General features: G+C 32.6%; 16 protein-coding genes and 3 pseudogenes. 13 read left to right on the top strand and 6 right to left on the bottom strand.

Annotated features, from left to right (window positions below; genetic code table 11):
* Nucleotides 1-550 precede the first annotated feature (550 nt).
* From NSQ08_RS28370 to NSQ08_RS28350, 5 genes are all read left to right on the top strand, one after another.
* Nucleotides 551-2,956 (top strand): PAS domain S-box protein, encoded by a 2,406-nt coding sequence (locus NSQ08_RS28370; RefSeq protein WP_215589215.1) that lies wholly within the window; start codon nt 551-553, stop codon nt 2,954-2,956.
* A gap of 110 nt (nt 2,957-3,066) precedes the next feature.
* Nucleotides 3,067-3,249 (top strand): CGEA protein, encoded by a 183-nt coding sequence (locus NSQ08_RS28365; protein ID WP_321146153.1) that lies wholly within the window; start codon nt 3,067-3,069, stop codon nt 3,247-3,249.
* A 219-nt stretch (nt 3,250-3,468) separates the two neighbouring features.
* The gene (locus tag NSQ08_RS28360; RefSeq protein WP_215589214.1) at nt 3,469-4,464 is read left to right on the top strand and encodes a collagen-like protein; all 996 of its coding nucleotides are present in this window, start codon (nt 3,469-3,471) and stop codon (nt 4,462-4,464) included.
* A gap of 667 nt (nt 4,465-5,131) precedes the next feature.
* Nucleotides 5,132-5,584 carry a CBO0543 family protein gene (locus NSQ08_RS28355; protein ID WP_215589213.1) on the top strand — a complete coding sequence of 151 codons (453 nt, stop codon included), beginning with the start codon at nt 5,132-5,134 and terminating at the stop codon, nt 5,582-5,584.
* A 590-nt stretch (nt 5,585-6,174) separates the two neighbouring features.
* Entirely contained in the window at nt 6,175-7,665 is a 1,491-nt protein-coding gene (locus NSQ08_RS28350; protein ID WP_215589212.1) for a DNA/RNA helicase domain-containing protein, read from the top strand.
* Nucleotides 7,666-7,754: 89 nt separating this feature from the next.
* On the opposite strand, the gene NSQ08_RS28345 is transcribed toward NSQ08_RS28350, so the two are convergent.
* From NSQ08_RS28345 to NSQ08_RS28335, 3 genes are all read right to left on the bottom strand, one after another.
* Nucleotides 7,755-8,096 (bottom strand): YolD-like family protein, encoded by a 342-nt coding sequence (locus NSQ08_RS28345; protein ID WP_340780486.1) that lies wholly within the window; start codon nt 8,094-8,096, stop codon nt 7,755-7,757.
* Nucleotides 8,093-9,358 carry a Y-family DNA polymerase gene (locus NSQ08_RS28340; RefSeq protein WP_215588120.1) on the bottom strand — a complete coding sequence of 422 codons (1,266 nt, stop codon included), beginning with the start codon at nt 9,356-9,358 and terminating at the stop codon, nt 8,093-8,095. Before NSQ08_RS28340 ends, NSQ08_RS28345 begins: the two co-directional genes overlap by 4 nt.
* A gap of 110 nt (nt 9,359-9,468) precedes the next feature.
* Nucleotides 9,469-9,699 carry a helix-turn-helix domain-containing protein gene (locus NSQ08_RS28335; protein ID WP_002150963.1) on the bottom strand — a complete coding sequence of 77 codons (231 nt, stop codon included), beginning with the start codon at nt 9,697-9,699 and terminating at the stop codon, nt 9,469-9,471.
* Between the two features lie 291 nt (nt 9,700-9,990).
* Here NSQ08_RS28335 and NSQ08_RS28330 point away from each other — a divergent pair, with 291 nt between their 5' ends.
* The 4 genes from NSQ08_RS28330 to NSQ08_RS28315 all read left to right on the top strand — a co-directional run bounded on the left by NSQ08_RS28330 (nt 9,991) and on the right by NSQ08_RS28315 (nt 13,124).
* Complete coding sequence (locus NSQ08_RS28330; protein WP_002203240.1) at nt 9,991-10,311, top strand: hypothetical protein; 321 nt, start codon at nt 9,991-9,993, stop codon at nt 10,309-10,311.
* Between the two features lie 15 nt (nt 10,312-10,326).
* Nucleotides 10,327-11,493: an FtsK/SpoIIIE domain-containing protein gene (locus NSQ08_RS28325; RefSeq protein ID WP_340780485.1), complete on the top strand. Its 1,167-nt coding sequence runs from the start codon at nt 10,327-10,329 to the stop codon at nt 11,491-11,493.
* 22 nt (nt 11,494-11,515) lie between these two features.
* Nucleotides 11,516-12,091, top strand: coding sequence for a replication-relaxation family protein (locus NSQ08_RS28320; protein ID WP_040963222.1), 576 nt, complete (start codon nt 11,516-11,518; stop codon nt 12,089-12,091).
* A gap of 385 nt (nt 12,092-12,476) precedes the next feature.
* Nucleotides 12,477-13,124 (top strand): lysozyme family protein, encoded by a 648-nt coding sequence (locus NSQ08_RS28315; protein ID WP_340780484.1) that lies wholly within the window; start codon nt 12,477-12,479, stop codon nt 13,122-13,124.
* Between the two features lie 82 nt (nt 13,125-13,206).
* Here NSQ08_RS28315 and NSQ08_RS28310 read toward each other — a convergent pair.
* Together NSQ08_RS28310 and NSQ08_RS28305 are read right to left on the bottom strand one after the other, a co-directional pair.
* Nucleotides 13,207-13,912 (bottom strand): annotated as a pseudogene (locus tag NSQ08_RS28310) (IS6 family transposase).
* A gap of 1,052 nt (nt 13,913-14,964) precedes the next feature.
* Nucleotides 14,965-16,628: pseudogene (locus NSQ08_RS28305) on the bottom strand (hypothetical protein).
* A gap of 1,518 nt (nt 16,629-18,146) precedes the next feature.
* Here NSQ08_RS28305 and NSQ08_RS28300 point away from each other — a divergent pair.
* Nucleotides 18,147-19,844, top strand: coding sequence for a helix-turn-helix domain-containing protein (locus NSQ08_RS28300; RefSeq protein WP_002204157.1), 1,698 nt, complete (start codon nt 18,147-18,149; stop codon nt 19,842-19,844).
* 197 nt (nt 19,845-20,041) lie between these two features.
* Here the strand turns inward: NSQ08_RS28300 and NSQ08_RS28295 are convergent.
* Nucleotides 20,042-20,239: pseudogene (locus NSQ08_RS28295) on the bottom strand (transposase); the annotation flags it as partial.
* Between the two features lie 72 nt (nt 20,240-20,311).
* Here NSQ08_RS28295 and NSQ08_RS28290 point away from each other — a divergent pair.
* From NSQ08_RS28290 to NSQ08_RS28280, 3 genes are all read left to right on the top strand, one after another.
* Nucleotides 20,312-20,788, top strand: coding sequence for a GNAT family N-acetyltransferase (locus tag NSQ08_RS28290; RefSeq protein ID WP_219375663.1), 477 nt, complete (start codon nt 20,312-20,314; stop codon nt 20,786-20,788).
* A gap of 735 nt (nt 20,789-21,523) precedes the next feature.
* Nucleotides 21,524-22,852: a nucleotide sugar dehydrogenase gene (locus NSQ08_RS28285; protein ID WP_219375664.1), complete on the top strand. Its 1,329-nt coding sequence runs from the start codon at nt 21,524-21,526 to the stop codon at nt 22,850-22,852.
* Nucleotides 22,853-22,860: 8 nt separating this feature from the next.
* Nucleotides 22,861-24,018 carry a DegT/DnrJ/EryC1/StrS family aminotransferase gene (locus NSQ08_RS28280; protein WP_012259907.1) on the top strand — a complete coding sequence of 386 codons (1,158 nt, stop codon included), beginning with the start codon at nt 22,861-22,863 and terminating at the stop codon, nt 24,016-24,018.
* The last annotated feature ends 4 nt before the right edge of the window (nt 24,019-24,022 follow it).

Below are 24,022 nucleotides of genomic sequence, written 5' to 3'. Positions count from 1 at the left end.
TCAGATACACTGGATGTAATTTTACTTTACAGTCTATATGTTCTATTAATCTTCCGCTCGAAATTCTTTTATCAATATATAAAGAATGTTTCTTTATATATTGATAAGGAATCATTCTTTATATATTGAGGGTTTTTAAATGCTTTGGATTTTTGTATTTCAATTCTCATTCTAGTAAACCTATGATTTATCGATGTATTGTTAGTAATAGTAAGGGGAGTTGACATGAGGTTAACATTTTAATTCTTCCTAATGTCAACATGTTAATGTTTGTTGATATGTTAATCTCATTTCTTGTCTGTATTTCAATTCGATTTTGCAATATGTTAATCTCATGTTAATATCCTTTAGGGGGAATTTCTTTGTATGAAGTACTAATTCTTCAATATTTATACCGATTGTACAGCTTTTTAGAGTAATAGTATCAGTATGTCCAAGATTTAAAGATTACTTACATGTATTTTGAAGTTTTTGTACCTGAACCGTTTATACTATTTGTAGGATTTTCTGCTTTTTTGTCGAATATACTTAATGCAAGGAGGGACATTACATGATTATTAAAGACTATTTCATCAATCTTTCTATTTTTTCTTTACTTGTTAGCGCAGCAATATTTATTCAAGTGTTTACGATTCATTCCAGGCGATATTTTGAAAAATTCTATGGAGGGATCATCGCAGTTACTTTGATGTTCTTTTCGTTTCCGTACATGGGATTTTCCTACGATCTCCGGGCTGTTCCTCTTATCCTTTCTTTTATTTACTTTGGTCGCATTGCTGGTTGGATTACATTAATTAGTATTATTATAATGCGCATCTTTTACATTGGTGGGTATTGGGAACCACCTGTGATGGCTTATTTCGGTATGGGTATTCTATTTACTATTTTTAAAACTTATTTCAAAAGCCTTCATCCATTTAAAAGTGCACCTCTATACTTTTCTGTTTTTGTGGGTATGAAGTGGTTAGTAGGTGTATTCTTTATTACTACAGTGCTTTACACTCCAGGATTAGTATTTATAGCTTTAGGACTTTTAATCGGTGTTTTTCTTATGGAAGCTTACCAAAGATTATATTACTTAACACAGGACTTATCTAAAACGAATCAAAAATTAAAAAAATCGAAGCAAGAACTCAAAGATACCGTACATGAGCTTCAAGGGGGTATCTTTAAATTCAAAAAAACGGATAAACATTTTATACACACTTTGTGTGATGGACAGTTTTATTATCAAAACGGAATTTATTCTGAACGGGTGGTAGGAAAAAGCTTACGTACTATTGATGCTTCTATTATTCCTCCCCATTTAGTTCCACAATTAATGAAGTATTATCTTCAGGCGTGGGAAGGGAAAGAAATTATATTTGAATTACCCTGGCCGAATGATAAAACTATTATTCTTATTGCGCTTAGACCGATTAAACGAAATGGACAAGTTATTGAAGTTGTTGGTTCTACAGTCGATATAACCGAAAGGAAAAAGGTAGAATCAGAATTAAGGGCAACTAAAGAATTACTGGAATCATTTATAAAACATAATGTAGATGCGATTACCATATCTGATCGGGAGGGACATATTTTACAAGCTAATAAAGCTTATGAAAAGATATTTGGTTGGTCATCACACGAAATCATAGGTAAAAGATTACCTTGTGTGCCTGATTTCTTAATGGATGAATCACTCGGAAATATACAGAAAATTCTAACTGGAGAATCTGTAGTTACGAGATTAGAAACAGTTAGACAACGTAACGATGGAAGCCTTCTTGATGTCAGTCTGACAGTTTCACCTATTCTAGATGTAAGGGGAAATGTGATAGCTTTATCTGCAATATGTAGGGACATTTCCGAAAGAAAACAAGCAGAAAGAGAACGGCAACGATTACATCAACAATTAAGAGATAGTGAAATGAAATATCGTGCACTAATTGAACAAGCAACTGATGCAGTATATGTTGTAGAGTTGAATGAGGATCAATTTCCAAGTCGATTTATTGAGGTAAATCCTGTTGGATGTAACAGATTTGGATATAGTAGAGAAGAGCTTCTCTCGATGCCATTTCCCAATAATGTACCACAAGATTCTCCAATTATCATACAGTTGTTAGAAAAAATTAGAGAGGGACAGACTTCTTTCACTTTGCAAGATGAACATATTTTTCCAACCGGAAAAACAATAACAACCGAATTTAGTGTCCGTATTTTTAACTTGAATGGCAAAAAAGTTTTCTTAAGTATCTCTCGTGATATCACTGAACGGTTAAAAACAGAAGAGTTACTACGGAAATCTGAAAAACTTGCTGTTGTAGGACAATTAGCGACTGCAATGGCTCATGAAATTAATAATCCATTAACCGCAATGAAAGGGTTTATGCAATTACTAAAATCAACAGAAAATGAGAATAATCAGGGGTATATAAATATAGTATCATCAGAGATTGAGCGTATAGAAAGTATTACAAATGAATTTATGATGGTAGCTAAACCACAGGTGGTAAAGATACAACCTAATGATATTAGTGTGCTAATGGATCAAGTTTTAATGCTACTGCAACCTCAAGCAATGATGAATAATATACAAATTAGAATCGATTTTACACCTGGTATTCCATTGATTCCATGTGAGGGAAATCAATTAAAACAAGTATTTGTTAATATTTTAAAAAATGCAATTGAATCCATGCCAACGGGAGGAGGAATTTTGATTCAAATTGATAAACTTGATAATGATCAGATAAGCATTCGCTTTATAGATCAAGGGTGTGGGATTCCAAAAGAACGTATACCATATCTAGGAGAACCTTTTTACAGTATTAAGGAAGAGGGGATTGGCTTAGGATTAATGGTCTGTTATAAAATTATCGAAACACATCAAGGAAAGGTATTTATTGAGAGTGAAGTAAATAAAGGAACAACAGTTGAAGTTACTCTCCCTATTTGTACAATTCAAAAGTAATACCTTTCTTTACAGATTTTCCGAACGGGAAAGCCCATCCCCTTTAGGGGTGGGAGTAGTAATAAGGCAGGCGTGAAAATCCAATTGGAATATGATTTACTTAGTGGTCATTGGGAACTGTGGTTACAATTACAACTAGATCCGGTCAAATTATTGGACCTGCTATATTACAACAATTCATTTCAACACTTTGTATAGTTATATTAGAGGAGGAAGGTATAATAACACCGGCATCTTCTAGTTATATCTTCATAAGTTGTGAAGATATAGAAAGTGTTACATTAAATACTTAATAATAAAAAAGGTTCACTCCTATATAAAAATAGATAAGGAGTGAGCCTTTTTTGTAATTTATAGATGTTTGATAGGTTCAAAAGAAATTATTGATTCATTAAATATATTGTATATGTATGTATAAATTTAAGGACGTGATAAATATGGTAAATTGCAGGAGGGGTTGCCAACCTAACTTTTGTAATTGTCCTCCAATTCAAAGACAAGATATAATTCCTTTGACATTAACAGCATTGACTAATTGGACCAATATTCTTAATGAGCTCATTGTATCAATACCAGCAGTACTTACAGTACCCACACCGCAAAATATAGGGAAATTAGTTGTTATTCTAAATCAATTATTAGCATTTGCACAAGCGGGATTTTTAAATCAACAACAACAAGCAGATCTTATATCTATTACTAAGAACTTAATTACTATTTTAAATATATCTCAACTAAATTTTATTGTTTTAACAACTGAATTACAAACATTAGTAAATAATTTATTATCCCTTATTAATTTATTTGTTATTGATAACACTACAAGACAGGCACAAATACAATTAATACAAAAGATTATTTTGCCCTTGGCTCAGTTAGGCCCGACAGGAGTAACAGGTCTAACAGGAGCAACAGGTCCGACAGGAGACATAGGTCCAACGGGAGCAACAGGCCCGACAGGAGACATAGGTCCAACGGGAGCAACAGGTCCGACAGGAGTAACAGGTCTAACAGGAGCAACAGGTCCGACAGGAGACATAGGTCCAACGGGAGCAACAGGTCCGACAGGAGGAGTATTAGATTTTGCGGATTTTTATGCGTTGATGCCCCCTGATAATGCTGCAACAGTTGCAGTCGGTGGAGACGTAGATTTTCCAAGAGACGGACCTTTTAGTGGGGCGGGGATTGCACGTACTGGTGCTGATACATTTAATTTGTCTGCAATCGGTAGTTATCAGGTCTTGTTTCAGGTGAGTGTGACCGAAGCGGGTCAACTAGTTTTAACTCTTAATTCGGGAGCAGGAGCTGTTGAATTAGCTTATACGGTAGTTGGTCGAGCAACGGGTACTTCTCAGATAGTAGGAATGGCTCTTGTGCAAACATCAGTCATCAATTCAATACTTACTGTACGAAATCCTGCTAGCGAATCCACAGCACTAACCATTACTCCTCTGGCTGGAGGAACAGAGTCTGTTTCAGCACATCTTGTTATTACGCGACTTAGATAAAAGCGAAAAATAGAATTGCATAGGTTGTAGGCTATAACTATCAAGTTAAGGAAAATGTTATAAAAGTCCCTTTAAATCTTTTGAGGGGATTTTTATAGGTTTTTAGATATAGTGATTTCTTCTAAAGAAAACTATGTAAAAAAGCTAGCATAGATCTAGTTTTTTTAGATGTTCTAATCTCTTTATTTTTCATATTTTGAATGTAAACTAATGATAAAAAGTTTACATTAGAACTTACAATTGAAATTTCAGCATACAATGCTATGAACATTTACAATATAACCTTGGTCGGTTAATAAGAAAAAAAAGAACATGTAGAAATTACTACATGTTCTTTTTGAGGCGATTCATTTTTAAATATTCCATTTGGAAATAATCTTTTAAGTAACTTTTCTTATAGTTTTATGAATAAAAAGTCTCTTCAGAAGATGTGAAGGGACTTTTTGAGATTTTTAAATACATGGACTACCGATAAGTGGTTTTATGTAAACTAGATGTGTATATGGGCTATATTTTTGAGAACAAAATAAGAGTTAAGCAGCCTTATAATTTAATCATAACTCAGTTGATTGTAATTATCATGTTGCGTTGGTTTGGAAAATTTTTTTAGTTTAAATTATAAGGAGTAAGGTGAAGATGGTTATAAGGAAAGGAAGGTAGAGTAAAAATGCTATTTAATATTCTAATTGCATTTGTGTTACCTTGGACTGTTGGGATTTTTCACCTTTACAAAAAAGAGAGAAGAATTATACCTCTGATTGGATCATTTTGTTGTGTCGTTGCTTTTGTTGTAAATGAATTCGGCTTTTATTGTGGTTTTTGGAGAATTGCTCCTTTCCTTGATCAAAAAACTTTGTCTGCTTTACCCTTTAATATAGGACTTTATCCGATTTTGGCAAGTTACTTGATATTTTTTATAAAGAAAACCAAAAGACCTTACTTGATGGTCTTTTTCATATCCCTATTTACTACTCTTCTTGAAATGACATTAGTTTTAAGTGGAGAAATCGTATATGGTAACGGCTGGAATATTATTTGGACATTTTTTTCCTATATCATCCCTTATATGTGGGTGTACTGGTATTACCTCTATTTAAGAAAGTTAGAAGTCATGAGCTAAATCCTGAAGGCAACATAATAGAATTCGAATGTTTTTGATTGTCGATAACGAGATTTATGTGAACTAGTAGTATGTATCCTTAACTTGTTTATTTACAAGTTTTTGAATGTATACTTTTGTTAGTGATTTTAGAGAAAATGAGTAATTAGGGTTCAGCCAAGATATATGTATAACTAGGTCACAAGGACACTTGTATTTACTTTATTATTTATCCAACGTCTTCATTATTGATAATGATAATACAAGAAATGATCTAACGTAAAAAAGAGCAAACCGTATTTTTTATACAGTTTGCTCTTTTTTAGTTGGATGAGTACCAGCGTTCCTACAACTGGGGGCAAAGAAGCTGCCTGTTCTTTTTGAGTTGAAGGCAATATTACAACTTGTTTTTATTAGTTTGCTATTTTCATACTTTTGTAAAACTCGTTTTCACTAAATGAACATTAAACATGTTTTAAAAATTGTCCTTTTCTGAACAAGCTAGATATTTTCATCTTGTTATTTTTACCAGATTCATTTAAATATGGTATTTTATTAATAGAACAAACTAGTGTTTAGATATTTATTTTAATTTGAGGGGAAAGATTGATGTGAAACCTATAAATTTAGTGTCTTTAGTTGATGCAAGTGAAAAACTAGCACCTTCCGTATTTGAATTATATAAAGAACATTTTGATATTAAAGTTAAACAAGATGAAATCGAAGATTTAAGTTCTTTAGTCGAAGAGCTTCTATCATTTGTCGATATTTTAAAAATAGTAGATGGATTTTATGTAGGATATAAAATTAACCAAATTAATAAAGAGTTTGATCTTTTAAGATTTGGAGAAGAAACTATTATAAATATAGAATTGAAAAGAAAAAGTACTGGGGATAGAATGAAAAAACAACTTTTAAGTAATAAATATTATCTCGGTTTTTTAGGAAAGAAAGTTTTACAGTTCACTTACGTTGCTTCGGAAGAAAAGCTTTATTACTTAAATGAAAAGGAAGAATTTGAAGAAAGTGATATTGAATTTTTATTTAAACAAATAAATAAACAAAAGCTAATTGAAATTGAAGACATACAGAAGGAATTTGATCCTTGTAATTATTTAGTGTCTCCATTTAATTCTACAGAAGCTTTTATAGAAAATCAGTATTTTTTGACTGAACATCAAGATAACTATAAAACTGAGATTATAAACTTAAGTACAGAGGCAGGACCGTCTTATATTGCAATTGAAGGGGCTGCTGGAACAGGTAAAACCCTTCTAGCTTATGATATTGCAAAAGAATATAGAAATAAATCCAAAAGAGTACTTATTATTCATTGTGGAACTTTAAATGCCGGTCATAGAAGACTAATGTTTGACGATTGGGAAGTAACAGGTATTAAAGGCTATGGGAGTTACAGTTTCAATGAATATGATCTTATTGTTATAGATGAAACTCAACGTATACGCAAAGACCAATTAGAGGACATTTTACAAAGGACTAAAGATACTAATGTAAAGTGTATTTTTTCATATGATCCTGATCAATGTCTTGCTAGTTGGGAAGTTGAAAACAATATTCCTGGATTTTTAGAAGATGAGGTTTCTCCAAGACATTATCCATTGACAAAAAGAATTAGAACTAATAAGGAGATAATTTCTTTTACTAATAACTTATTTGATACATCGAAAAGTAATGCACATCAAGTTTATTCTAATATTAGCATGCAGTATTTTGAGGATCGTACTAGAGTAATGGACTACACTCAAGAAATGATAAATAGGGGATGGAAGGCTGTAAATTATACGCCTGCTTACGGTAATAAATATTATCCATATGAAGCGTTTCAAAATGGAGATAACGAAAGCGCACATCAGGTTGTTGGGCAGGAATTTGATAATGTAGTCGTAGTGATTGATTCCAATTTTGTTTATAATAAAAATCTACTAACAAGTAAAGTCAATTATTATTATGATAATATAAAAATGCTGTATCAAATAATGACAAGAGCGAGAAAAAAATTGCATATTGTTATCATTGATAATGAGAAAATTTTAGAGAAATGTTTAGAAATCTTAGGGTCTAAGAACATTGTTAAAGCTTAAAAATTCATGAGAATAATGATAATAATATTGGTATTATAGAAGAAAACCAAAAAGCCATTTCCTTTAGAGAATTGGCTTTTTTAAATGAATTATTTCACATCTATTATATTAGAAAATTGCAGTTTCATCTTGTTATAAAAAGCATCGGTACATATAACAGCACTATTTTGCTGGTCAATACCAACAACAGTCATATAGCTAGAGAGTATATAACCATCTTCATAATATGTAATTAGTATTTCTTTTTCAGATAATAAGGAACATAACAATATGTTCTCAATCAGCTCTTTTTCTTCAGCTGTTAAGATCGGCCGAGTTACTTTGTTTTTCTCCTTGATGATTTCACGAATACCAGCAAACTGTTCAGGCATTGCTGCAAACGGAGTGAATTTCACCATTCTTCTTCCTTTTGGCATATTAGCGTTAATCATGATTTGTGTCCTCCAATTAGTGTATTTCTGTGTCTAGCTGTAGCGCTATGCGTGTAGGAAATCCCTCGTAAAATACTGTTCTTCCCAAACCTTGTGCGTATTTCATCCATTACTTTTGTTAACTTCACTTCTTGTTCTCGTTTCGGGACATTATCAAAAAGAGAAATTTGTTCTTCCCCTTCTTGAAGTAGGTTTGTTAAGGATATGTTTATGCTGCGAATGGGTTCGCCAGTATATTGTTGATGTAAGAAGTATGTACAGATATGATAAATATCCATCGTTAGATTTGTTGGGCGGTTTAAAGTATGTGTTTTTCTAATACCACCTGTATAACTCTTGCTATAACCGACAGAAAAATGAACAGTTTGAGCAAGTTTGTTTTGTCTTCTAAGTCGATAACAAACTTCTTCAATATGTTCCAGCAGGATGATCGGAAATTCTTCTATTGTGTAGTCACGCATTAGAATTTGGCTTTTACCAATAGAAGTTGTGGCAGGAACATATTTTTCTGAAATACGACTAAAGTCAATTCCGTGGCTATGTAAGTGTAATTCTTCACCAATCTTGCCGAAGCTCTGCTTTAAGTATTTAAGGGGATAATTGGCTAAATCTCCAATAGAATGTATTCCCTTTCGATTTAACTTTTCTTCAGTTTTATATGATATGCCCCAAAATTTATTAAGTGGTCGTATGCTCCATAGTTTTGCAGGTACATCCTCGTACTTCCAAAATGCAATCCCGTCTTTGTTCTTCTTAGCATCAATGTCTAAAGTAACCTTACTCATGAGTGGGTTAGGAGCAATTCCGATGGTACATTCAACTCGTGTATGATCATATATTTCACGTTTGAATTTCATAGCGAATTCGTATGGATCTGGGGCGAATAAATGGATGCTATCTGTAATGTCCATAAAAAATTCGTCTATGCTGTATTGGTGAAAATCTTCAATAGGAACGTATTGTAGAGCTAATTTCGTTATGTAATTTGAGCATTTTATATAAGTTCCCATGATTGGGTTTACCACAAGAATGTCTTTACGCCGTGGTATTTCGTACAACCTTGCCATTTTCTTAACACCTAATGCCTTTAATGGTGGTGTTGCAGCCAAAACAATAGAGCCATTTCTGTTCACATCTCCTACTACAGCTAATTTGGTATGTAGTGGGTCTAATCCCATCTTGATGCAACTAACTGAAGCATAAAAGCTTCGAAGATCTACACATAAAACAATTCGATTCGGCAAAATTGAGTAGTCATACACCTTTACGCCTCCTTAACAACAAGAACATCTGTTCTTATTATACACGAATATACGTTCTCTTATGAAGGAGTTTTTATAAAAAAATAAAACTGACTCTAGTTAGCCAGTTTTTACATATCCCAAAAGTCGGTAGATTTAACGTTTGGTTTTATTTGCCTAATAACTTTTAAAATCTTTTTCATTACAGTTGGACTAGGTATGTATTCTTTATCATTGCACGCCTTTGAAACTGTAGGACGACTTAATTTCGCGGTCTTTTCTAAATCATTTTGGGTGAAGCCATTCCGATCTAAAAAATCACCTAATTTCGTTCGGTTTTTCCCTCCGAATTTCCAAAACACTTAAATCCCTCCTGAACCTATTTTCAACATTGTGGACATAAATGTAAAAAACTATTCGCATAGACGGCAAAAGTTTTTTACATAATGTACAAGCTGTCCACAATATGATGTATCAAAGCAGCTACCACGGTATTTATTAAGGTAGAAGAATACGAGGTTACCAAAGTAAGTTGCGAATGATTACCACAGTATTTATCAAGATTTCTACCAAGGTAAAACTACCACGGTATTAAGTAGATGAAGCTATGTAATATCTACATTCTAAATTCTGTTTATAAAGGGGGCATTTAAATGCGTGCTAGGAAAGAAACAATTCCTTTTCGCAAGTTTATGGATCGGTCATACAAAGATAAAGAAAAGAAAATTCGTAAATACAATTCATTAAGTCCTTTCGCATTCCTTCATATGTCGGATCAGGTATTACATACTTACATTGCATTAGGAGTTATGGGAACGATTTTAATCGGAGCAGTCATGTTAGAAAAATACTTGGTGCGACATGACTATATATCAGCAGCTAAATTTGTAAGTGAAGGTATTTATCACGGAACGCGAATTGGTGGAGTTTGTTTGATTGGATATGTATTTGTTCGTATCGTAATCATGTTTTAAGGAGGGAAGGGAGTAATGTGGATTATAAAGGAGTGGGTTCGTACGCAAAGGTTAAGGAATCAGCTTATGGAGGTGTTCGGAAAAGCAGGTTTATATACGGAACATCAAACGCGTGGGGGAAAAGTGCCTATTTATCCAAAGGTGCATAATGTTTCTTCTTCAGCAGAAAGCGTGAGGTATGTTTTTACCATACCAAACGGATTAGATCCACAGAAGATTGAAAAGAAGTGGTTTTGTTTTCAGCAAATATTAGGACGGAATATTACGATTGAAGGGGATGTGAAAAAGTTTGTACTACATGTATTCCGTTCAGATGCTGGACTAAAACCATACAATTACTGTTATAAAGAATGGCAGCCCTTATTAAAAGGGTACCGTCTTCCTGTTGTGGTTGGCCGGGATCAATTTGGAAAAACGATTACGTACGATATGGTTGATTCCAATACACCACACTTATTAGTAGCAGGGGAAACGGGAAGCGGGAAAAGTAGTATGGTACGTGTTGTACTATCCACACTCATTCAATATATGTCTCCTGATACGTTGCATTTGTATCTTGGAGATTTAAAAAACTCTGAATTTCATTTCTTGCGAAGAGTGAAGCATGTAAAAGAAGTTTGTATGGAAGAAATTGAAATGAAAATAATGCTTCAAAAGATGTGGAAGGAAATTAGAGAACGAAGAAAACTTATGGAAGAATATGAGGTTGATCATATTGATGCGTACAACAAGTTAAATCCAGATCATCAAAAACCATATATTCTACTTGCTATTGATGAAGTGGCCATGCTAAAAGATGAAAAAGAGTGTATGACTACAATTGAAAAGATTTCAGCAGTCGGCCGATCACTTGGGGTGTTTCTTATGCTTAGTATACAGCGGCCAGATGCGAAAGTGTTGGATGGTAAGTTAAAGCTAAATATGACCGTTAGAATCGGCTTTAAATGTGATAGTGCAATTAATAGTAATATCATGGGTACTCCTGGTTCAGAGCATTTAGAGCAATCTGGCCAAATGATTTTAAAACGAAATGGATTAAAGAAAGTGCAAGCTCCTTATTTGGAATTAAGTAAGGCGAAACAAATTGTTGAACCGTATCGCATGTCTAAAGGAGAGAGGATACTCCATAATTCTTTGCAGGAAGAAATGCCGCTATTTGGGGTGTTAGATGATGAAGAGTAGAGATAAAGGAATCCTGAATGATTTGAATCGATTTAGATGCATGTCCCGTGACGATATTATTGACTTGCATTTTCAAGGCTTAAAGAATGCGGTAACTTGTTGTAATACGGTTATGAAACGATTAAGAAGAGACGGCTATGTTGATGCTAACGTATTGCAGCACCCATACATTTATTTTCCACAACCCAGTTCTATCAGAAAAACGAGTCAAAAAATTCCTCATTTCCTTGGTATTGTGGACGTATACAAACAACTCGTTCATTATGAAAATCCTAAACTATTCGAAGTTGAACCAAAGTATAGGAAAGAATATATGGAGCCGGATGCTTTTACAATATGGCGTAGATCGCCATTCTTTATTGAAGTTCAAAAGTCAGTGTACAGTAAAAAGCTAATGCAAGATAAGATAAATAGATATGAGTTATACTTCCATAACCAAGAATGGCATAATGAATATTGGCAACCGAAAGCTTCTAAATTCTTTCCTTCAATCCTTATCATTACTGACAAACATTACGACGTTCAATCTCCTTATTTCCGTATATTCCAGGCGAATTCTATAGAAAGTTTTATGAATAATTTAACAGTGAAATCATAAAGAAAGCCTGCATAGTGCAGAGCTTTTTTCTTTTTGATAATCTATTAAGCCATGTGTGATGCTGATTGTTAGAAGGTGGTAAATCTTCTTCTGGAATGATATCTCCATAATTAATAATTTGTACAATAACCTCTCCATTATCACTATATCCATTCATATCAACAAGTTGTCCCACATATCCGTTTGTACCAATATCTTTTTAAAGTACTCTAAAAAATGCACTTTATCTTATCTTTACTTTATTTTTAAATTTCTATATTAAACTTTAAACCTAAAGGAAATGAATTTGAGTCTAAAAAGGGGCAGGGAAATAGATGATTATTACATCTTTTGTAAATAACCAACCACCATTGAAAAATGGAATTTCTTATACGAGGAGGAATATATGAAGAATACGAGTAAAAAACAAATTATTATATTATTCTTTATTAGTATTTTAGGTTTAGGAACAATGCTTGGAATACTATATTTTAATCATAAAACTAATATTGAACAAAATAAAGCGCTCGCTACCGAAAAACGTGTATTGCAATATGAGCCTACCTTGAAAAAAGAATTAGAAAAATATAATTTAGGAGGGAAAACAGCAGTTTTATTAGGAATTATGTACCAAGAGAGTAGAGGTGAGGGAAACGACCCTATGCAGTCATCTGAATCACTTGGATTAAAGCCAAATGAAATTCAAGAGACAAGCTTGAGCATTAAACAAGGGGTAAAACACTTTGCTAAAATGTACAAATATGGAACGGAAAAAGATGTTAGCATGGATACAATTATTCAAAGCTATAATATGGGGCCAGGGTATATTGATTTTATTGCTAGTCAAGAAGTTAAACAACACTCGGAAGATTCGGCCAAAAAGTTTTCTAAGATGAAAGTTAATCAAAACCCAGCGATGTACACTTGTGGTGGAAATAAAAATAATTTTAGGTATCCATATTGTTATGGTGATTTCACATATGCCACAAAGGTGAATGAAAAAACAATACTTATTGAAGAACTTCTTCGAAATGTACATGACTCTTCTAAATAAGCTGTATAATGATACCGTCGGTTTTGGTGCAAAAATAGAATAAAAGATAATAAAGCGCATAGATTCCTAACGGAATCGTATCTTATGCCGCAAGTCCAAACAATTGATGGATGAATTCTTTTTGATTTTGGACAGACTGGTCCCGTAAATCAACCTGTTCTTTTTTAATCATATGCATGACTTCTACTCCAGAAAGAATGGATGTAGCTGTGTCAAAACATTTGAACCCTAGCATAGAACGAATTCGCTTCTTTATAAAACGATGATCTTGTTCTACTATGTTATTCAAGTACTTTTGTTGTCTAAGTCGCATACCACCAGGTATGCTTTTTCTTTTTCAACTGTTCAATTGCAATAGGATAAACTGGATTTTTATCGACTGTTATAACAGGAGGTTTTGAAACATGAAAAGACTGCAAGGCCTTATTGAAAAAGTGCTTTGCAGCCTTCTGGTCTCTTGTTTTGCTTAGGTAAAAATCGATTGTATTTCCTTTTGAATCAATAGCACGATACAGGTACATCCATTGACCTTTTACTTTGATATATGTTTCATCGACTCTCCAGGAGTCATTTGTTTGTTTAAGGTGACGTCGGATTCGTTTGTCCAATTCAGGACCGTACTGATGAACCCAACGCATAATCGTTGTATGAGAAATGGATAAGCCCCGTTCCTCCATCATTTCCACTAAATCACGAAAACTGAGGTTGTACCGTAGGTACCCTCTTACCGTTAACAAAATAATATCAGGCTGATAATGTTTCCATTTGAATACATATTCCTTTTCCATACCAATCACGCACCTTCTTTAGATTAGTTGTATCAGTATGTCCAAGATTTGTAGATTTATTGCAATTGTCCTGAAGTTTTTGCACCAGAACCTCTTTTAAGGCAACCATGTTGAATCCTCCAATTATTAATTGTTTAATATAATGAAAAAAGGACAAACCTAGTCCTGTTAGGGATATATAGGTTTGTCCTTTAGTATGTGGGGTAATGATATGTTTAATTACCATTATTATAACTGAATTTACAAATATTTTCAATTAGGTCTGACATCTTATTAACAGGCATACTAGTAATATTAAAATCTATTATAAATATATATCTTATATATTAAAAAGAAATAAAGATAAAACTTTTATAGGTTATCAAAAATAGGGAATAGACTTACTCCCACAAGGGAAAATTTGATATAAGAGCATAAAAAATCATAAATTGTAGAAAATGTTTTCGTAGATTCAAGGATTAATAGACTTTCAATTCTACAAAAAAGCATAAAGAAAATTACATGTTTCTACATGAAATCGGAAAGAAATTGATACAGATTACATTATATTTATTCAATCATGTAAACAGGGCTTATTTTCATTATTTTGGTAAATGGAGTAGTATTCATCGAAGAAATATCCACAATTTGTCCAGATAAAGCTGCTATTTGTTAACATTATTCAGTATTTACACATAATCCACACTATTATTGATGATTTTTATTAGATGGATTGAACGGCACTAGTATTTTCAAGGCTATTGGGAAAATATTGTTCACATTTGATCATATTTGTCCTCATATCCACTGTTTTTATAATTTTCCTTCCGATTTTTTGTAGGTATAGTAGGATAGGTTTTACTTCAGAAGAAGAATACTCCCTAGTGTTATGTGGAGAGTTATGTATAGATAGAAGAGAATTTGTATAGAAGCGCATAAAAAAAGACTCCATTTTACATGAAGTCCTTCTGATTTGGTATTTATAAATAGAGTATTAGAAAAGGGTTACTAATAAAACAAACACGAATAGCCCTCTACTTTCGATTTTTTCAAAAATAGAGAGCTTGTTACTATTATTTTATTTCCATTGCGCTTAGCACCTGATCTGGAGCTGTTATTGTTGCACCAGCACGTATTAAGTGTTCAAAGGTACGCATAAACTCTAGTAAATTAAATTGCTTTGGCAGCTCAATTACACGAAGTTTTTCTTGTGGTAGTTTATCAATTGCTTCGATAAACCATTCACGTACATCACTTGGAATTGTGCGTTCTTTATGGCCACGAACTTTTAACTTTTCACGCATTTCAATTTCTAAAGCGATATATGCATGGAGATTAACACCCTGATCATATGCATATTTTCTGAATAACGTTTCTTCCTGGTATTTTAGGTAATTACGGTGATAAGACTCTTCCGTCACTGGTACCGCAAACTTCTGTTTCAGTAGTGCATGCACATTTTTAAACATCTTCTTAATGTTACGAAGTGAGTACATTGAATAATGTAGACCAAAATTAAAGACAGCTTGTTCACGGTCACTATTTCTCTCTTTTGGTATATGTTGTGCAATAAGAGGGTAGATACCTTCTTTCGCTGCTGTATCAAGAATTTGATATTGAGATGTTTGATGCAATAGTTTTTTCAATGTATATACAATTTTCGTTGGATATCCTTCTTTTCGATCAACCATGTCACGAAGTCCACGAATCACACCACGAATTTGACGATGACAAGTATGCTTTAAAACATGAATGAATTTATTCATGTCTGAAGAAAGTTCACCGATATTCATTTCTTGTAGGACTGATTCAATAAATTTCGCTTTACGAGCATAGGTAGCTTTTGGTGTAAATGGATCCCTGTGTTGCTCTTCTCCGGATTCTTTCGTACATAAGAAGTCCGAATGGATAGATAGATATAAGGTTGTATATCGCTTTGTATGCTTTACACCTTTTTGCATTTTGCAAATTTTGAATAGGGGATTCCCGTACACGGTAATGCAGTTGTTAATTCTTCGATAACCGCACGGATCTGGTGCGGATATTTTGACTTTCATCCTGCTTGTCCAAAGAACGCTTTAACGTTGTTTCTGTATGTTGTTGCATAGCAATGTCTAAGAATAGTTTCTTAGCTGCTACAGATAGCTTAAAGAAAGCCTTTTTAAATACAACAGGACTAATATATACGTATGGATTTGCCTTTTCTGTTTCTTCATTCATAAAATGAGTAAGTTTGATTGTATAGCGGCCATCTACGCCATTTTCGATAGCGATTATGTTATGTATGCTTAATTTCTTTAGAGCGATATAGAATTGTGAGTGCTGGATATAAGCAAATTCTTCTTTATATTGCTTGTAATCTTCCCACATCATATGTATCGTTACATTTGGAATGACACCATTTGTATAACATTTCTTATGTAGATATAAGAACACTTCAAGATCTGCATTCGTAATACCATATAATTTATGTTTTCTTCCTGTTTTCTCTGCAAATGCAGACATTGCACGACGTGAAAAAGATGGTTTAGCTTGTTCGACAAAGCCTTCTACATCCGCAATACGTTCTTCGTATGTCATGTGCTGCAGAATATCTTCTAAATATGTATCTTTATATGTAGTACTTCTTTTCAAATGCTTCTACAAACTTTTGCCAAGACTTTAGTGTTACTAAAACTGCATTTGTTGTTTCACCATTTAAGCTACGCTGATTTTGAATAATAAATGATTTCCCCATCTTTCACCTCCGTTCTACAAATTCAGAAATATATGCTAAAAGACTATAAAATATACCAATTATGATTATAGCAAATCGAAAAATGGTGAAAGGTGCTCCTTTAAGAAGAAAAATAGCAACTTGCAACAGCCTCTAAAGGCAAGTGTATCAAGGGATTGGAGAATTCTACTAATTTTTTTTGTGTTAAGGATACCGCAAACGTGTTGCAAGTTGAATTATATGTAAATGAATAAGTAAAGAAACACCTAACCCCTTGATATATAAGGGATTTAAGTGGAAATTCCAAAAAATAAGGGTAAGGATACCGCAAACATGTTGCAAGTTAAGAAGTACGCCTATTAACCGTAAATTATACCGATTATCGTTGATATGATAGGTTTTATTAGAGTTTTATGAATTGCGATAGGGTAAGGATACCGCAAACAGTGTTGCATCTTATGAAAAAATAAGGGTAAGGATACCGCAAACGTGTTGCAAGTTGAGTTATATGTAAATGAATAAGTAAAAAACATCTAATCCCTTGATATATAAGAGATTCGAGTGAAAATGCCAAAAAAGTTAGGGTAAGGATACCGCAAATATGTTGCGTTTTATTTGTATAACTTGTTGTAAATATAAAAAACACACTTAAAAATTTTAAACTAGAACGATTTTGTGTGTAATGTATTAGGTTGAGAAAAGATTCTACTGTTGCAAGTTGGACGAAGTAGGGTAAGGATACCGCAAACGTGTTGCAAGTTGTAGAGGTAAGGAAAGAAAAGCGCAAAAGGAATGTAAGTAAAGAGGAATAGGGAAAAGAAAGAGCAAACGTGTTGCAAGTTGTAGAGGTAAGGAAAGAAAAGCGCAAAAGGAATGTAAGTAAAGAGGAATAGGGAAAAGAAAGAGCAAACGTGTTGCAAGTTGTAGAGGTAAGGAAAGAAAAGCGCAAAAGGAATGCAAGTAAAGAGGAATAGGGAAAAGAAAGAGCAAACGTGTTGCAAGTTGTAGAGGTAAGGAAAGAAAAGCGCAAAAGGAATGTAAGTAAATAGGAATAGGGAAAAGAAAGAGCAAACGTGTTGCAAGTTGTAGAGGTAAGGAAAGAAAAGCGCAAAAGGAATGCAAGTAAAGAGGAATAGGGAAAAGAAAGAGCAAACGTGTTGCAAGTTGTAGAGGTAAGGAAAGAAAAGCGCAAAAGGAATGCAAGTAAAGAGGAATAGGGGAAAAGAAAGAGCAAACGTGTTGCAAGTTGTAGAATTAAGGAAAGAAAAGTGCAAAAGGAATGCAAGTAAAGAGGAATAGGGAAAAGAAAGAGCAAACATGTTGCAAGTTGTAGAGGTAAGGAAAGAAAAGCGCAAAAGGAATGCAAGTAAAGAGGAATAGGGAAAAGAAAGAGCAAACATGTTGCAGGTTGTAGAATTAAGGAGAAGAAACAGCAAAACCTTTTAATTATCTGTTACAATAAATTAAATATAATAGTAGTAAAGATTTTTATGATGAAAACTACTTTGTTGTGATCCATGGTTTAGGGAGGAATATAAAGTGGATAACTTATTACAAATGTTCCGAGATGCATTGCTAATCTCTGAGCCAATTTATAAAACGAATGAGCCATTATGGAATAAATGGAATGCATACTTTAAAGATGTTAAAAACAATAATAATAAAGTACTAACCTCACCCTATGCTTCTCCATCATTTACTGCATTAGTATCTTGGTTAGAGAAAAAGCAAGAGTCCGGAGTTACATTAGTACAAATTTATGCAAAAATTGATTCTTATAAGGAAGAAATATATAAAGAAATTGAAGGATTTATAGAAAAAGAATTTCAAGATGTAGCACCTTCAAATTCCATAATATTAGAAAATGATCAAAATGCAGATAAGCTAAATACAGTGAACCATGAGGATTATTACGAGGTAAATAATTCTGCTGTTTACTATAAATTAAGAGATGGAATTGCAAAGAATCAATTTGAAGAAGATGAAAAAAGTAAAGTCTTACAGTATCCCATTGAAACGAAGTCTTCTAATGGTGTAGCTCAACTTTCTTCACACAAAGACGAGGATTTAAGACTTACAAACACTGAAGAATCAGCTCGATGGAATACCCTTGTTGATGATGTAATGAGTAATATGGATGATTTAACGGCAGACTGTTTAGATGCAATTACAATACAGTGGATAAATGAGGCAAAATCTCCAGATGAATTCATTGATTTTTCATATGAGCAAGTTTTAGAGATGTGCAATATTCCAAAGACAGTCGTCAAAAATAAAGAATATTATCGAGCGGAAGATAAAATTAAAATAGCAAAGAGAATTGCGGCTTTAGCAAGTATTTTTATCTATTTAAATGATGATAATGAGGTCGTAGTACTAAACGATCGTGATGACGATGGAGAACGAGTAGAATTAAAGCGTGAGGTTATTAAAAGGTTATTTGTTTTAGATTCGGTTGTATTGTGGAGACATAGTGTTACAAACGAATATATGGGGATTGAATCTTGTCGTATTAAGCCAGGTAGTTTTTTAACGAATTATTTATACGGATCAAATAATACAACAGCATTATTGTCAAAAAAAGCACTTGAATACAATAGTTATAGACATAAATATCATAAAAGGTTAATTCGATATTTAACATGGCAATGGAGAATTAGACAAATGTATTCATCATTGAAAAAGCCATATTCTATAGGAGGGGACAAGGGTTTACTATCAGTAATGGATATTCCAAAAGATTGGAAGCCGAATCGTATTAGAGAACAGTTAGAAAATGTTCTAATGGATTTAGAAAATGAAAAAGTAATCTCTCATTGGCAGTATAGTGATCCTCTGGATGAACAACAAATTGGGAAACGTAACTGGTTTAAAAATTATTACTCTAACTTAGGAATAACTATTTTACCGCCTGAGGAAATGTTACAGTCAATGGATAGGGGAATAGGAAAGAAAGTTATAGAGGAACCACAAGAACAATTACCTGTAGTGACAGTTGTTGAAGAAGTTAAAGAGACTGTAGAACCAGTCGAACAAAGAGAGAAGAAAATCCGTGATCAAATATTGAAAGTGCATAATGAAAAACATGTAAGTATTCGAGAAATAGCTGATGAAGTTAGTATTTCTCCATCGACGTTATCTAGATTTTGTAATCATAAAACAAAACGATTGTCTAAAAAAGCATTAGAAAAGTTAACGAAATGGTGTGAGAGACAAGAAATACTAGAAAAAATGTAATGTAGACTAAAAACTACTCTTAGAAATAGAGAAAATGAAAATACACATACATTATGTATGTGTATTTTACAGAGTGTTGGGAAACCCTTTAGGGTTCCCAACACTCTGGCATCTTTTTTGGTTTTAGTGAAAGAAAACAACATAAAATAATAAAATTTAGAACAATAGCCCTCCACCAACTCCTTTTTGGTTAAGTGGAGGGCTATTTTTTTCATGTTTTGACAAGCGGCGGTGAGGTAAGCCTGCATTTGGACAGACTTCAGCCCTCGAAACCGAGCGTATCGATAGCCATGTAGTTCTTTAGCGTCTGCAAAGCTTCGCTCTATAGTTGAACAGCGTACTTTATACAGCTTTTTCCCTGTAGCTGTTAGCTTATTTTTTCTAGCAATATCTTTATAATGACTGTTGATATTGTCTTGTGAGAATGAATTCATTTAATATAGTAGTTAAAAGGGGGATTATTGAAAATGAAGTTAAATAATTGGGATGAAATTAGTATTGAAAAAAGTACAAGCATTAGTAAAGACGAACTGGAGTTATTATTACTAGCTGATCCTTCAGCAGAAGTAGTTAATGGATACCTTAAACAAGGGGACTGTTTTGTTTTGAAAAAGGATGCTATTACTGTAGGTATTATGATTTTAATTCCTACTCGTCCTGAAACAATTGAAATTATAAATATAGCAGTTTCTGAAAAAGAACAGGGAAAAGGGTATGGGAAATATTTGCTTGGGTTTGCTATAGACTATGCTAAAAAAGAGAAATATAAAACCATAGAAATAGGGACGGGAAATTCTAGCTTAATGCAATTAGGCCTTTATCAAAAATGTGGGTTTAGAATAACAAATGTGGATAGGGATTTTTTCTTACGCAATTATGAAGAGGAAATATATGAAAACGGTATTCAATGTATAGATATGATTAGGTTAACGCAATATTTATAAAAAAATTAAAAAGTAATCATATATCAAAAATCGTAACTCTCAGTTGATTGATGAGATGTTACGATTTTTTATTTTGAATAATGTAAACCTTAACCCTTCATTAAAAAATGAAGTATGTGAGACGGCTGGAATCGAATTGTAAATTCTTTTAATGCAACTTTATATTTAGAAAAGGTATATCTTTTATAGTGTGAATTTAAAATATTTCAAAATGTTTTTATTATTCAGATAGATGTTTTTCTATTAATTTCAATAAAAAGTAAAAACAGTAAAATTTATTACAGTTAATAATAAGTTAATACTCTTATTAACAAATTGATGAGTTATATTTTTCGAATTAAAAGAGAGGAAATTCTTTCTTTTTTGAGGGAGGTTCTTAATAAATGCAGCTATAACAAGTGTTATGTTGTTTTAACGATATAAGAATATAGGTTTTTTTAGATTAATATTTTTATAAAAATAAAATTTATTCTACATTGAGAAAGTGAAAATAAGGAAAAAAACGATTGAATCCCATAAAATAACATGTGAATATTATAGATATATAAAATACATCGAAATTCTAGATCATTTTTATAAATCTAAATGTGCAACTAATGAGGAGGAATGATAGTGTTAATAATTTAGTTTGTTTCATTATTCAATCATTTACGTACATCTATGGGCTTTCATAACGCGCAATTATCTTTTACTGGTAAGAATTTTAATATCAAATTTCTAGGGAAGTGATAAGTAATGGTCACTGTATTAAATAATGAAATTAAAAAAACATTAGTTGAAAAAATTGTAAATAAAAGTGCGTGTATTGGGTATATTGGTCTAGGATATGTTGGACTACCATCGGCTCTTAAATGTTTAGAAGTAGGTTATGCGGTAAGAGGATTCGATAAAAACCTCACTAAAATAGAAAAATTAGAGTGTGGAACAAGTTATATCAGTGATATTCAGGATACTGAAATTCAAGACGCTTTACATACAAATAGATTTTTTATTAGTACAGAAATGAATTATATAAATGAATGTGATGTTGTTGTTATATGTGTTCCTACTCCTTTAGAAAAAGATAGTAAACAACCAGATTTAACATATATTCATTCAGCAGTTAATGAATTAGTCAAATACATTAGAAAGGGTACATTAATTATCCTAGAAAGTACTACTTATCCAGGTACAACAAGAGAAGAGATTTTATATAAATTAGAACATGAAACTAATTTTGAAATTGGTACAGATATTTTTGTAGCATACTCTCCAGAGAGGATTGACCCTGCGAATAAGTCATTTTCAATCCAAGATATTATTAAAATTGTAGGTGGAGTTACGCCTAATTGTACAGATTGTGCTGCAGCCTTTTATAGTAACCTAATTAAGGGGATTCATAAGGTTAGTAGTCCAGAAGTGGCAGAGACAGCGAAGTTATTAGAAAACACTTACCGTTTTATAAATATTGCTTTTATTAATGAAATGACACAAATATGTAATGAATTAAACATTAATATTTGGGAAGTAATTGATGCCTCTGGGACTAAGCCGTTTGGATTTCAAAAATTCTATCCAGGTCCTGGTGTAGGAGGACATTGTATTCCAATTGATCCTATATATTTTAAGTGGATTGCAAATAATAAAGATTTGGCAACAAGAATGATTGATGTAGCACAAGAGATTAACGAAAATATGCCAAATTATATTATTAAAAGGGCATTACAGTTACTACAAGATGAAGATGGAAAGAATGTTCTTATGATTGGCGTAGCATATAAAAAAAATGTTAACGATGCCAGAGAATCGTCAGCTTTGGATATTATGAATGGTTTAATGTTAGAAGGGTATAACGTCGATTATCATGATCCATTTATTGAGGAGCTAATTGTGGACAATCATAAAGTAAAAAAATCTATTAATTTAACTACGAATGCATTAAATAAATACCATTTAATTATTGTTCATACGGATCATGATTGCATTAATTTTAATTTACTCAATGGAGTAAATTGCTTAATTTTAGATACAAGAAACATATTAAAAGATCAGTCAATATATAAAAAAAATATTATATGTTTGTAGGTGATTATATGGTAGAATTTATTCCTTTTTATCGACCAGAAATAAATGATGAAGATGTTGAGGGAGTTATTCGTGCTCTTAAGTCTGGATGGCTTTCAAAGGGGCCAAAAGTGATAGAGTTTGAAGAGAGTTTAAAAGAATATCTAAATACTGGACATGTAGTAAGTTGCAATTCAGGGACTGCCGCATTGCATTTAGCATTATTGTCTTTGGGAATTGGAGTAGAAGATGAAGTAATAGTTCCAAGTTTTACTTTTTGTTCTAGTGTAAACGTTATTATGCATGTAGGTGCAAAACCAGTATTTGTAGACATAGATGAAGAGGATTTATGTCTTGATCTTCATGATGTTAAAAGAAAAATTACTAAAAAAACTAAAGCAATTATTGCTGTTCATTTTGCTGGATACCCAGCCAAATTACAAGAACTTCAAAAGCTATGTAAAGAACACGGGTTATTTTTGATAGAGGACGCGGCGCATGCATTAGGGACTAAATATGATAATACCTTGATTGGTACACATGGAGATATTATTTGTTTTAGTTTTTATGCTACCAAAAATATAACAACAGGTGAAGGTGGAGCGTTAGTTACTAAAAATGAGGAGATTGCTGAAAAAGCTAGATTATATGGCTGGCATGGTATCACCAAGAATGCATGGAATCGTTATGGCGAAAAAGGAAGTTGGCGTTATGATGTTCTATTACCTGGATTTAAGTATAACATGATGGATCTGCAAGCTAGCTTAGGGATTAGTCAGTTAAAAAGAGCTGATGAAATGATTGAAAAACGGAGGAGAATAGCGGAAATATACCAAAAGGAATTAAAAGAAATCCAAGAGTATATAACATTACCTAACTATGTAAACAATCCAAGTATAAAACATGCATGGCATTTATTTGTTATAAAGATTAATCCTAATTCTCCTATCAGTAGAGATCAGATGATTCAAGAAATGAAAAAGAGAAATATTGGGCTGAGTGTTCACTTTATTCCCGTTCATATGCATCCATATTATCAAGAGAGATTTAATGTACATTTACCCAAAACAGAAGAAGTATTTGATCAAATTATTTCATTACCATTGTATAGTGCACTTACAGAAAATGAGGTTGAACATATCGTTACGTCTTTAAAAAGTTTATACCAATTAAAGGTAGGGAGGTAAATAT

The sequence above is a fragment of the Bacillus sp. FSL E2-8887 genome (genome assembly GCF_038007205.1).
Classification (GTDB): domain Bacteria; phylum Bacillota; class Bacilli; order Bacillales; family Bacillaceae_G; genus Bacillus_A; species Bacillus_A mycoides.
This window is presented reverse-complemented; position numbering and strand designations above follow the sequence as displayed.